We start from the raw sequence: 12,327 nt of genomic DNA, 5'->3' as shown, positions 1-12,327 counted from the left end.
GAGCACCTTGGGAGGTATTGTCGGGAGCCATGACAACGATCGTCCACCTCGTCCGTCACGGGGAGGTCCACAACCCCGACCGCATCCTCTACGGTCGCCTGCCCGACTGGCACCTCAGCGTCCGCGGTCGGCAGATGGCCGCCGCGGTGGCCGCGGACCTCGCCGACCACGACATCCGCTACGTCGTCTCCTCGCCGTTGGAGCGTGCGCGCGAAACCGTCGCACCGCTGGCGGAGTCGCTCGGTGCGACGCCCGGCGTGGACGAGGACCTGCTGGAGGCCGGTAACGACCTGCAGGGGCTGCACATCAAGGGTGCGCGCTCGGCACTGTGGAACCCGAAGCGCTGGCCGATGCTGAAGAACCCGACGATTCCGAGCTGGGGCGAGCCCTACTCCGAGATCCTCGACCGCATGTGGCGCGCCGTCGACCGGGCCCGCAAGGGAGTCGAGGAAGCAGGGGGTGGGGAAGCGGTCTGCGTGACCCACCAGCTGCCCATCGTCTGCGTGCAGCGCGATGTGCAAGGCCTTCCGTTGAGCCACAACCCGGCGGCGCGCCGGTGCGAGCTGGCGTCGGTGACCTCGCTGGTCTTCGAGGGCGACGACCTTGTGGACATGGTCTACTCGGAGCCGGCACAGGAGATCTGATCCGATGAGCAACGTGGGACAGCAGGGACGACGGATCGCGGCGGCGCTGGTCACCGCGTCGCTAGCACTCACCGTGGCCGCGTGCGGCGAGAGCAACACCGCCGGCACCGATGCCGTGGCCAGTGGCGGCACCTTCGAGTTCGTCTCCCCGGGCGGGCAGACGGAGATCACCTACGACGAGGACGACCGTGATCCGGTCGGCAACATCCAGGGTGAGTCGCTGATGGAGCCGGACGAGACGATCGAGCTCGACGACTTCGAGGACCAGGTCGTGGTCCTGAACTCCTGGGGTCAGTGGTGTGGACCCTGCCGTAGTGAGGCGGACGATCTGCAGCGCGTCCAGGAGAAGCTCGAGGACGACGGACGTGGCACCATCCTGGGCATCAACGTGCGCGACTCGGTCGCGGACAAGGCCCGCGACTTCGTCACGGACAACGGGATCAGCTACCCGTCGATCTACGACCCGCCGTTCAAGTCGGCGCTGGCGCTCGGTGGCCTGCCCGCCTCCGTCATCCCGACGACGATCGTGCTGGACAAGCAGCACCGTCCGGCGAAGGTCTTCCTGCGGGAGATCAACGACGATGAGCTGTGGGCGGCCGTGGAGCCGTTGCTGAACGATGAGTGATCTCGGTACCGCGTTCTCGGAGGCGGTGACGACCGGGCCGATTCTGCTCGCGTTGCTCGCCGCCGCCGTCGCCGGGTTGGTGTCCTTCGCCTCCCCGTGCGTGATTCCGCTGGTGCCCGGCTACGTCTCCTACCTCGCCGGCGTCGTCGGCGCGGACACCGAGTACACGAAGGACGGCACGGTCGTCACGGCTAAACGGGGTCGCGCCGGTGGCGCGGCCCTGCTCTTCGTCGCCGGTTTCACCGTCGTCTTCGTCCTGGCCACCGCCACGGTCTTCGGCGCGATCAGTGCGCTGATGATCAACCAGGAGACGCTGATGCGCGTCGGCGGTGTGGTGACGATCATCATGGGCATCGTCTTCATGGGCTTCATCCGCCCGCTGCAGAACGACACCCGCATGGCCCCGAAGCGCTGGTCCACCCTCGCCGGTGCGCCGCTGCTCGGCGGCGTCTTCGCCCTGGGCTGGACGCCGTGTCTGGGGCCGACGCTGGCCGCGATCATCTCGGTGTCCGCGGGCACCGGCGGCATGACGGCGGCGCGCGGCGTCATCCTCATCATTTCGTACTGCCTGGGCCTGGGACTACCGTTCATTCTGGTCGCCCTGGGATCTGCCAAGGCACTGCGCGGCGTCGGATGGCTGCGGAAGCACTCCCGCACCATCCAGATCATCGGCGGTGCCTTGCTCATCATCGTCGGCATCCTACTGGTCACCGGCCAGTGGGCGGTGTTCGTCGACTGGCTCCGACAGGGTCTGGTCTCCGACACCACTCTGCCGATATAGGCCGATCTAGGTTCTACCCGAGTTCCCCTCCCGAAAGGTTTCCATGATCCGCTGGCTCCTGCGTCTGCCGAAACGGGCTTGGCAATGGCTGACCCGTATGCGGACGGCACTGGTCCTGCTGTTCCTGCTCGCCCTCGGCGCATTGCCCGGTGCGATACTCCCGCAGCGCTCCCTCAATGAGGGCAACGTCACGGAGTACATCGAGAACAATGGGCGGGTCGGCGAGATCTACGACAAGCTGGGACTCTTCGACGTCTTCAGCTCGCCGTGGTTCGCTGCCATCTACGTGCTGCTGTTCCTGTCGCTGATCGGCTGTATCCTGCCCCGCACGTGGGACCACTACAAGGCGTTGAAGACGCGCCCGCCGTCGGCACCGAAGCGGCTGACGCGGATGCCGAACTTCGTGGAGGGCACCGTCGACGCCCCGGCCGAGGACGTGGAGAAGCAGGTGTCCCGCCGTTTTGCCAAGTGGCGCGGTGGTGTGACCGAGGCCTCCGAGGACCGGGCGGGGAAGTGGTCTTTCGCCGCCGAGCGCGGCTACATGCGCGAAGCCTCGAACCTTGTCTTCCATCTCTCCCTGGTCGGGATCCTCATCACCGTGCTCCTCGGGCGCATGGTCTACTACGAGGGCCAGGTCATCGTGATCGCCGGTACGGATTCGCCGAGCTCGGAGTTCTGCAACTCTGCCGTCGCGAACTATGACTCAATGCGTTACGGCCCCCTGTTCGATGGCACCACGCTGACCCCGTTCTGCGTGAATGTGAAGAACTTCGATGCGGTGTACGAGCCCACCGGACAGGCGACAAGTTTCTCTTCGGACATCGACTTCGCCGAGGGTGATGACGCGATGCTGCCCACCGACGAGTGGGACCAGGAGCAGTTGCGGGTCAACCACCCGCTCAATGTCGACGGGGACTTGGTGTACCTCCAGGGACACGGCTACGCGCCCACCTTCACGGTCACCTGGCCGAATGGCGAGACCCGTACGGAGACCATTCAGTTCCGTCCGGACGACCTGACATACTTCCTGTCCTCGGGCGCGATCAAGATGGACCCGCCGGCCGGGATGTACGACGACCTCTACGATCGCCGCCAGAACCAGTTGGCGATCCAGGGCCTGTTCGCCCCGACGGCCGAGTTCTCCGGTGAGAACGACTCCCTGCTGACCTCGAGTTTCCCTGCGATGACCGATCCTGCCGTGGCCATCGACATCTACCGTGGTGACACGGGTCTGGACGCCGGCACCGGCCAGGACATCTTCTCCCTGGACTCCACCCAGATGCACAGTGGTGCCTTGCAGAAGCTGGACCGCGTGAACCTCATGGAGGGCGAGTCCGTCACCCTGGACGATGGCACGGAGATCAGCTTCGATGGTGCCCAGGAGTTCGTGAACCTGCAGGTGAGCCGTGATCCCACGACTCCGTACGTCCTCGGCTTCGCGCTGTTGATGCTGATCAGCCTGGTCGGTTCGCTGACGATCAAGCGCCGTCGCTTCTGGGTGCGGGTCACCGATAACCAGGATGGCACCACGTCGCTGCAGATCGCCGGGCTGGCCCGCACAGATTCCGCTGGCTGGGGCCGGGAATTCAACCGTGTCGCCGAGGAACTGCTGCACCTCGAGGATGAGGAGCTGGACGAGGAGTTCGACCAGACCGACAGCGAGTGGGAGGACTGGGAAGACGAGCTCGAGCGCGAACTGGCGCGGGAGAAGTCCGAGGGTGAGCTTTCCGACCCGCCCGAGCCCACTGAGACCGGGGACACGGAAGACCGTCCTAAGGAACACTAAACCCCAGTTCACTTTTGGTTTTGGATAGTAGAGAGCAGTAACGTGGGCCGAGATACGGTCCAGTGAATATCGACGGAGGAAACGACGGATGGACATCCATGACGTCAACGAGGGCTTGGCTAATTTTTCCGACCTCGCCTATGCCACGACGGCAGGGCTGTACCTGGTCGGTCTCGCCGTTTCCCTCATTTTCTACGGGATGCTCCGGTCGGCAACCGAGGCCCGACGTGAGCGGGCCCGGATCTTGGGCCAGAAGAAAGCCGAGAATGACAAGGTCGCGGTAGCCGCCGGTGCCCAGGCGGGCGTCGCTGAGCAGGAGTCGGACGCCGCTATTTCGGACAAGGACTCCGCGCACGGCGGCAGCCGTGACGTCTCCGGAATCGCGACGGGTTCGCTGTCGGAAGACGAGCTGCCGAAGCGCTTCCAGGTCGAGTCCATCCGGTCAGGGTTCCGCCGTGCAGACCGTTGGGGCGGTATGGCCCAGGCCGTCATCTGGCTGGGTGTGGCGATGCACGTCCTCTTCCTGGTCATGCGTGGTCTGGCCGCGGAACGCTTCCCGTGGGGCAACCTCTTCGAGTACGTTTCCGTGGTCTCGGGTGTCTCGATGGTCATCGCCTGCTACGTCCTTCGCCGTAAGGCGATGCGCGTGCTGTGGCCCTGGATCCTCACCCCGATCCTGGTCCTGATGTTCTACGCGGGCACCGAGCTCTATGCCGACGTTGCGCCGCTGGTGCCGTCGCTGAACTCCTACTGGTTCGTCATCCACGTGTCGACCGTGTCGATCGGCGGCGGCATCGGCTTGGTCTCCGGTATGGCCTCGCTGCTCTACCTGCTTCGTCGTGCTCAGCCGAAGGGCCAGGAGAAGGGATTCTTCGGCGCGATCGCGACGCCGCTACCGGATGCCTCCAAGCTGGACGCCCTCGCTTACCGCGCGGCGATCTGGACCCTGCCGGTCTTCGGTCTCGGTGTCATCTTCGGTGCCACATGGGCCCACTTCGCCTGGGGCCGCTTCTGGGGCTGGGACCCCAAGGAGACTGTCTCCCTGATCACCTGGCTGCTCTACGCCGCCTACCTGCACGCCCGTGCGACGCCGGGCATGCGCGGCAAGCCCGCGGCGTGGATCAACGTCCTGGCGTTCGCCACGATGGTGTTCAACCTGTTCTTCATCAACATCGTCATCTCGGGTCTGCACTCCTACGCCGGACTGAACTGATATGACGCGATACCCCGACCGCCGGATCACCAGACTGTTGGTGACCGGCGGTGCTGGTTTCATTGGCTCCAACTTCGTCCGGCTTACCCGCCTCACTCGTCCGGACGTGGAGGTCACCGTCCTGGACTCGATGACCTACGCGGCGAACCCGGCCAACCTCGCCGGCCTCGACGGCGTCCGCCTCGTTGAGGGGGACGTGTGCGACGCCGCCCTCGTCGATGAGCTGGTCGCCGGACTGGCTGGTTCCGGCCAGGACGACGGGGGCGCAGGACGCGCCGCGGTGGTGCACTTCGCCGCGGAGAGCCACAACGACAATGCCCTGCGCGACCCGCTGCGCTTCGTACGCACCAACACTGAGGGCACCGGGGTGCTCGCCGAGGCGTGCGTCCGTCACGGGCTGCACCTGCACCACATCTCCACCGACGAGGTCTTCGGCGACCTGCCACTGGACGGCGATGATCGCTTCACCGTGGAGACCCCGTACGCGCCGTCGTCGGTGTACTCGGCGTCCAAGGCGTCCGCCGACCACCTGGTCCGCGCCTTCGTGCGCAGTCACGGTCTGAGTGCCACGATCTCGAACTGCTCGAACAACTACGGCCCGCGCCAGCACCCGGAGAAGTTTCTGCCGCGGCAGATCACCGGGTTGATCGAGGGGGAGACCCCACGGCTCTACGGCGCTGGGGACAATGTCCGCGACTGGATCCACGTCGATGACCACAACCACGCGGTGTGGGCGATTCTGGACCGTGGGGTGTCGGGGGAGACGTACCTGATCGGGGCGGACGGGGAGCGCTCGAACCGGCAGTGCGTCGAGGCATTGCTCGAGCTTTTCGGACGCGGCCGCGATGAGTTCGTGCATGTGACCGATCGGCCGGGGCACGATCGCCGCTACGCGATCGACCCGTCGTCGATGAAGTCGTTGGGCTGGGAGCCGCGCTACACGGACTTCTCGGCGGGGCTTGAGGCGACGGTGCAGTGGTACCGGGACAACCGCTCGTGGTGGGAAGTCAGCCGCAAGGACGCCGAGGTTACCTACCGGCAGTCGGAGGAAGTCCTCGACTGACGTTCGGCGATTGCCGGTACGGGGGTGATGTCCGGGGGGATTGGAAGTGCGCTGTGAGCTGGGACACAGCGGATTCGTCCCCTCATTCCGGAGCAATTACTCCAGAGTGTCCTTTCGCGAAAACAAATAAGGGTAGGTTGACCGATGTAAGCCAACCCATGCCCCCACCCGGCGCCACACCGGGGAAAGGACCACCAGCATGACCACGTCACGAGTCGTCACCGTCCCATCTGCCCGCCGCACCTGGCGCACGATGCTCAACACCGGAGCTGCCGTGCCCCGTCTGGCCTGTGCTAAGCCCTGCGACGGCTATCAGATCGGCGACGAGGCGGTCGTCCTGCCCGCCCCGCCCGCCGACTTCGAACTCACGCTGCCGGACTCCACGCTGACTCACGGGCAGACTGCCGAGGTGCTTACCCGGCTGCCGCACGGGCCCACGCTCTACTGGGAGATCGCCACCGGCTGTTCCCGGACGATCGCTCCGGAGGACCTTGACCTCGGACGGAGTTTCGCCGTCGGAGTGAACCCCGCCCCCGAGGAGGTCGATCACTACATCCTGACCCCCTACGAGATCACCTTCCTTGGTGACGGCGGCGATGGGAACCCCGTCGTCCAGTCCGCAGTCGCCGTACCGGTGCTGATCGCCACGGACGCCGACGGCAACGCCGTCGAGCCGCTGCTCTACTCGGCGGAGCTGCACTGCGGTGTCGATCCGTCCGACATGGTCCCCGGCGTGCTCGACGAGCTCGTCGAGGGCGGGACGTACCGCGGCGCGGTGCTGGGCTGCGTGCGCAAGGACGGTTCCGGTGCGGCGCGTAAGCCGGTCGGTGTTCGCTTCCTGTTCCAGGCCGAGGGTTCCGACCTGGACCCCCTGCACGGAGGACGTGTCGTCTGGCGCTGAGGCGTCTACTTCCTTTGTGGCAGCCCTGGGGTCGCTAGAACTTGTTGACGTCCACGACCACCCGGCCGCGCACCTTCCCGTCCAGCAGCTGCTCGGCGGTGGGGATGGCCTCGTCGAGGCCAATCTCATTGGTGATCATGGCCAGCTTTGCGGGATCGAGGTCCTCTCCCAGACGACGCCACGCCTCCAGACGGTCCTCGATCGGGCACATCACACTGTCGATGCCGGCCAGGGTGACACCGCGAAGAATGAACGGTGCCACCGATGCCGGCAGGTCCATGCCCGCCGCCAGACCGCAGGCGGTGACCACGCCGCGGTACTTCGTCCCCGCCAGAACATTGGCCAGAGTGTGGCTACCGGCGACATCAACAGCGCCGGCCCACCGCGCCTTCGCCAGCGGCTTACCAGCCTCGGAGTAGTCCGCGCGGTCGAGGATCTCCGATGCTCCCAGATCCTTCAGGTACTGGTTTTCTTCTGGACGTCCGGTGATCGCGGCGACGGTGTAACCGAGTTTCGACAGCACGGCGACCGCCACGCTGCCCACTCCGCCGGACGCTCCGGTCACGGCAATCTCACCCTGGTCTGGTGTGACCCCGTGACGCTCCAGCGCCATCACACACAGCATGGCGGTGTAGCCGGCCGTGCCGATGGACATTGCCTGAGCAGGGGTGAAGCTGTCGGGGAGCGGAACGAGCCAGTCCCCGTTGACCCGGGCCTTCTGGGCCAGCCCTCCCCATCGACGTTCCCCGACGCCCCACCCGTTGAGGATCACCCAGTCGCCCTCCGCGTAGTCTGCCACTTCGCCGGAGTGCTCGCTGTGCTCTACCTGACCGACGAAGTCGATACCCGGCACCATCGGGAACTCTCGCACAATTTTGCCGGTGCCGGTGATTGCCAGGGCATCCTTGTAGTTCATGCCCGAGTGACTCACACGGACCGTGACGTCGCCGTCCGGAAGATTTTGTTCGTCGAGCTCGGCCAGTCGTGCGTGGTAGCCGGAATCGTCGTTGTTGATCTGTACACCTGTGAACACGGGGATGCTCCTTGATGGGTGGGGAGTAGGTTCGCCCACCAATATTAGACCGATCGTCTACGAAATTCGATGGTTGGCGCGAAACCTACGTCTCTTTCGGTGATACCTGCAGGCCAGCAAGGTAGAACTCTCGGAAGATCCACAACGGCTCTGCACTGCGGTGGAGCTTGGCATGCAGTACGGCACCCTCCCAGCCAATCCAAAAGGCCTCTGCCGACTGACGGCAATCGACCCCAGCGGGGATCTCGCCGTTGTCCTTGGCGACCGTTAAACATGCGGCGACCCGGGTCTGCCATCCGGCGAGTACATCGATGATCTGCGCGCGGTAGGCCTCGGGAAGCGCATTCATTTCCTGGCCGAGATTGCCGATCACGCAGCCGCGTCGGTAAGAGTGCCGTTGCATTCCGGCTTCGGCATCCTGGCAGAAGGCGTTGATGCGTTCAAGTGCGGGGAGAGTCTCATCGCCCAGGTGTCGGTCTAGCTTGCGGGTGAAGTAGCGGTCGTATTCCACGATGACCGCCGCGCCGAAGGCTTCCTTGCTGTCGAAGTAGGCGTAGAAGGATCCCTTAGGTACTCCGGCGGCGGTGAGGATCTCGTCGATACCGGTCGCGCAGTACCCTTTCTCCGTCAACGCGGCGACACCTGTGCGGCACAGGAGGTCGCGGGTGTCCTGGCGTGCGCTCTCCGACTTCCGCGGACGACCACGCTTGCGGGGTGGAGCGCTGGGTGGTGTGTTCTCGATCATGGGGGTGCGTGCTCCGTGGGATGAGACGTGGGGGAGGGGTTACAGGCGACACTTGGGGCTCACCTCAGATTAGGCGATAGTGGAGCCTCTCCGGCGATGAGCCGGTGGCCGCCTCTGCACTATCCTCGGGGGTATGACTGTTTCGCTGCCGTCGATGGCGCCGTCGACCTGGAAATGTGCGCTGATTACCGGGCTCACCGTCCCCGCTCTTGCCCTCACTGGCTGCTCCTTCGGCGAGGACAGCGACGACAGCGGCGACGACGCCGCATCTTCTGACGTCGTCGAGGAAGACACCGACGAGAGTGAACTGCTCACCGGCCTGACTCTGGACGGCGCACCGGGCGGGTTCCGTCCGACGGCTCCGGGCACAGAGCTGGACGTCGACGAACCGGCCTACGTGGTTACCCGCCAGGCTGGTGGTCAGGAAGCTGAGGACGCTGAAAACGCGGATGAGGCGCAGGACGCGCAGGACGCGCCGCTGCAGTTCTGGAAGGTCACCGCACTGCGCTCCAGCGTGGTGGACGCCGACGAGGTCGCGCTGACTGAGGGCGCCGATGACGTCGACCATTTCCTGTGTCTGCCCTATGAGGTGGAGTTCCTCGGAGCGGGGGAGGGGGCAGAACTCGTGGCCCCGGTGCCGTACCCCGCCGAGGACGAGGGCACCGCGGCCAATGTTGTCGAGCGCGCGGACCCGACGGTCTGCGGGGTCGATGAGGAGGATCTGCTGCCCAGTGACATGACTGACTTCGAGGTCGGCACCACCTACTCCGGGGCGGCACTGAGCTACGTCGACAAGGAACGTACCCGCGGCATCAACCCCACCGGGTTGGCCTTCGCCTATGCTCTCGCCGCCGATGCCGATGCCGATGCCGATGACACGGACGAGGTCGATGACACCGACACGGAAGGCACCGAAAACACCGAGATCACGACGGTCGAAGACCTGGACGGCACGGAGCCGATCCTCTGGAACTGACCGCAGGGAAATCGTCCGCCGGTGATTACGCCAGGAAGCTCGGGCGGGCCTTCTTCAACAGCTTGAGGCCCTTGCTCAGTTCCTTGTGACCGGTCTGCTCGGCGATGTCCGGGTTGGAGCTGAACGCCGCGTCCGACCGGACCTCCGGGGCGTTGGAGGCGTCCGCACGCAGCATGGAGTTCGGCAGGGAGAGCTTCATCAGCGTGCGCTGCACCTGCAGCAACTGCTTGGGGAAGCTGTCGGTGTTGTAGGGCAGGCCGTACTCATTGGCGATGGACTCCACCTCCTTGCTGATCTCGGCGAGGTGGTTGGACGGCATGTCGGGGAAGAGGTGGTGCTCGATCTGGTAGTTCAGGTTGCCGGACAGCACCGAGAGCACCGGGCCGCCACGGAAGTTCGCCGAGCCGAGCATCTGACGCAGGTACCACTCGTCCTGCGTCTCCTCGGCGAGGGTGCGGCGGGTGAAGGTCTCCACGTCGTCAGGGAAGTGGCCGCAGAAGATCACGGCGTAGGCCCAGAAGTTGCGGGTGAGGTTGGCCATGAGGGCGGTCTTCAGCGCCGCGCCTGCGCGGCGTTTCGCCCCGGCAGCGCGCGAGAGCTTCACGCCGTCTTTCGAGCCGGGAAACAGGAAGCCGGTGGCCGCGGCGATGGCGGGGAAACCGACGTAGTCCTTGCCGAACTGGCGTCCGGTCTTGGCGGCCGCGGCGATCAGCCGGGGCTTGGTCTCTTCCCAACTCTGGCGTCCGGTGAAGTAGCGGCCCAGTTCCACATCGTAGAAGCCCACGGCCACCTCGAAGAGGCTGGCGAGCACCACGTTGATCAACGGCTGGAACAGTGCCTGCGGGGTCCACTTACGATCACGGGTCACGCGCAGGATGCCGTAGCCGATGTCGTTGTCCATGCCGATGATGTTGGTGTAGGTGTGGTGCACCACGTTGTGGGAGTGCTTCCAGCCGGACGAGGGGCCGGTGTTGTCCCACTCCCAGGTGGAGGAGTGGATCTCCGGGTCGTTCATCCAGTCCCACTGGCCGTGCATCACATTGTGGCCGATCTCGAGGTTCTCGAGGATCTTCGCCAGGCCCAGCATCAGCCCGGCGGGCACGGCCACGTTGGAGGAGGTGGATGTGGCGATACGCGCGATGAGGTCAAGCGCGCGCTGGGCGCGGATGAGGCTCTTGATGTAGTCGGAGTCCTTGGTGCCCAGGGACTCGCGGTGGGCTTTCTCGATCGCGGCGAGGCGGCGACCGATGTCACGGACGTCGTCGTCGGATAGGTGGGCGTAGGAGGTGATGTCCTGGACTGCCATGGAGGCTCCTCAAGAGGGTGGGACGGGCGGGGTTGTGCTGGCTAGTTACTGGCGATGTGGAGGTGGCCCGAGGGGACGCTGCAGCAGGTGCGCACCTGTTCGCCGGGGCCGTAGGTGGTGCCGTCGCGCAGGTCGACGGCGGTGCCGTCGGTGATCGGGGCGACGCAGGTGCGGCAGATGCCCATCCGGCAGCCGTGGACGAGGTTGACCCCGCAGTTCTCCGCGGCGTCGAGGATCGTCGTGGAACCGGTGGACTCGGTGGTCACGCCGGTGTCGCCGAACTCGATGGTGCCGCCGAGATCGGCGGCGTCCGGCCCGGTACCGGCGTTGGCGGAGGCGGCCCCCTGAGCGTGGAAGGTTTCGGTGTGGGTGCCGGGCATCGCCTCGGTGAGGGAGTCCAGCAGCGCGCCGGGGCCGCAGGCGAAGGCCTCGCGCGCCGCCCAGTCGGGTACGGCCGCCGTGACGTCCTGCGCACTCAGGCGCCCCTGGCGCGAGGAGTCCCAACCGATAAGACGGTAGGACGCCTCGTCGGCGTCCAGAGCGTCCAACGCCTCGAGTTCGTCGGCGAAGGGCGACGGCGGGCGCGCGCCACGTTCGCTGTGCACGTGCACCACGTCCGGCCAGGTCTGCGGGGTGCATTCCTCGCGCAGCCAGCGCAGCATCGACATCACCGGGGTGATGCCGGCGCCGGCGGTGACGAAGAGCAACCGCTCCGGCAGCGGTGACGGGAGGTGGAAGTCGCCGCCGGGGGCGGACAGGCGGATGATCTGGCCCACGTTGGCGTGCTCGGCGAGGTGGCCGGAGACCATGCCGCCGGGCACCGGCTTCACGCTGACGGTCAGGGTGCGGCTGCGCCCGTGCCCGGAGCGCACCGGTGCATTGGTCAGCGAGTAGCAGCGCCACCGCCAGCGGCCGTCGATCTGGAGACCGAGGCCGATGAACTGTCCGGCGTGGAAGGCACCGCCCATGCCGGGCCCTGGAGAGATGGTCAGGGTGGTGTAGCCGCCGTGGCGGGTCACCCCGAGGATCCGTCCGCGAATCTCCCGGCCACGCAGCGGGTCGAAGAGACCGGCGTAGTCGGTGGGGGTCAGCGGAGTGGTCAGTTTACGGAGGGCAGGCGTGAGCGGTTTCGTGGCGCGGGCCACGACCTTCCCGAGTCGCACTTTGTTCATCACAGCGATATTACAGACAGAAAGATATATGTTCCAAGATAAAGAAGCTGTGAGTTTCCTGGTGTAGCCCCGTCGGCGACGC

At 65.9% G+C, this 12,327-nt stretch carries 12 protein-coding genes; 8 read left to right on the top strand and 4 right to left on the bottom strand.

Annotated elements, in window-relative coordinates; all coding sequences use genetic code 11:
• The first annotated feature begins 29 nt into the window (after positions 1-29).
• The 7 genes from ACT3SZ_RS01015 (at position 30) to ACT3SZ_RS00985 (ending at position 7,013) form a co-directional block, all read left to right on the top strand.
• Positions 30-644 (top strand): histidine phosphatase family protein, encoded by a 615-nt coding sequence (locus tag ACT3SZ_RS01015; RefSeq protein ID WP_444615984.1) that lies wholly within the window; start codon positions 30-32, stop codon positions 642-644.
• Between the two features lie 4 nt (positions 645-648).
• Entirely contained in the window at positions 649-1,269 is a 621-nt protein-coding gene (locus ACT3SZ_RS01010) for a TlpA family protein disulfide reductase (protein ID WP_444615982.1), read from the top strand.
• The gene (locus ACT3SZ_RS01005) at positions 1,262-2,050 is read left to right on the top strand and encodes a cytochrome c biogenesis CcdA family protein (protein WP_444615980.1); all 789 of its coding nucleotides are present in this window, start codon (positions 1,262-1,264) and stop codon (positions 2,048-2,050) included. The genes ACT3SZ_RS01010 and ACT3SZ_RS01005 overlap by 8 nt, the downstream gene beginning before the upstream one ends.
• A 43-nt stretch (positions 2,051-2,093) precedes the next feature.
• Complete coding sequence (locus ACT3SZ_RS01000) at positions 2,094-3,836, top strand: cytochrome c biogenesis protein ResB (RefSeq protein ID WP_444615978.1); 1,743 nt, start codon at positions 2,094-2,096, stop codon at positions 3,834-3,836.
• Positions 3,837-3,924: 88 nt separating this feature from the next.
• A complete protein-coding gene (gene ccsB / locus ACT3SZ_RS00995) occupies positions 3,925-5,049 on the top strand; it encodes a c-type cytochrome biogenesis protein CcsB (RefSeq protein ID WP_444615976.1) in 1,125 nt (374 codons plus the stop codon).
• A gap of 1 nt (position 5,050) precedes the next feature.
• A complete protein-coding gene (rfbB, locus tag ACT3SZ_RS00990; RefSeq protein ID WP_444615975.1) occupies positions 5,051-6,112 on the top strand; it encodes a dTDP-glucose 4,6-dehydratase in 1,062 nt (353 codons plus the stop codon).
• 199 nt (positions 6,113-6,311) lie between these two features.
• Positions 6,312-7,013 (top strand): hypothetical protein, encoded by a 702-nt coding sequence (locus ACT3SZ_RS00985; RefSeq protein WP_444615973.1) that lies wholly within the window; start codon positions 6,312-6,314, stop codon positions 7,011-7,013.
• A gap of 34 nt (positions 7,014-7,047) precedes the next feature.
• Here ACT3SZ_RS00985 and acuI read toward each other — a convergent pair whose 3' ends face one another.
• Entirely contained in the window at positions 7,048-8,046 is a 999-nt protein-coding gene (gene acuI, locus ACT3SZ_RS00980) for an acrylyl-CoA reductase (NADPH) (protein ID WP_444615971.1), read from the bottom strand.
• An 85-nt stretch (positions 8,047-8,131) separates the two neighbouring features.
• Positions 8,132-8,791, bottom strand: coding sequence for an acrylate utilization transcriptional regulator AcuR (gene acuR / locus ACT3SZ_RS00975; RefSeq protein ID WP_444615970.1), 660 nt, complete (start codon positions 8,789-8,791; stop codon positions 8,132-8,134).
• A gap of 133 nt (positions 8,792-8,924) precedes the next feature.
• Between acuR and ACT3SZ_RS00970 the strand changes: the two genes are divergently transcribed.
• Complete coding sequence (locus ACT3SZ_RS00970; protein ID WP_444615969.1) at positions 8,925-9,767, top strand: hypothetical protein; 843 nt, start codon at positions 8,925-8,927, stop codon at positions 9,765-9,767.
• Between the two features lie 25 nt (positions 9,768-9,792).
• Here ACT3SZ_RS00970 and ACT3SZ_RS00965 read toward each other — a convergent pair whose 3' ends face one another.
• Entirely contained in the window at positions 9,793-11,073 is a 1,281-nt protein-coding gene (locus ACT3SZ_RS00965; RefSeq protein WP_444615968.1) for a fatty acid desaturase family protein, read from the bottom strand.
• 41 nt (positions 11,074-11,114) lie between these two features.
• Complete coding sequence (locus ACT3SZ_RS00960; protein ID WP_444615966.1) at positions 11,115-12,245, bottom strand: flavin reductase family protein; 1,131 nt, start codon at positions 12,243-12,245, stop codon at positions 11,115-11,117.
• Between the last annotated feature and the right edge of the window lie 82 nt (positions 12,246-12,327).

It is taken from the genome of Corynebacterium sp. AOP40-9SA-29 (assembly GCF_052377405.1).
Taxonomy (GTDB): domain Bacteria; phylum Actinomycetota; class Actinomycetes; order Mycobacteriales; family Mycobacteriaceae; genus Corynebacterium.
The sequence above is the reverse complement of the archived record's forward strand: the minus strand, read 5'-3'. Positions and strand labels throughout refer to the sequence as shown.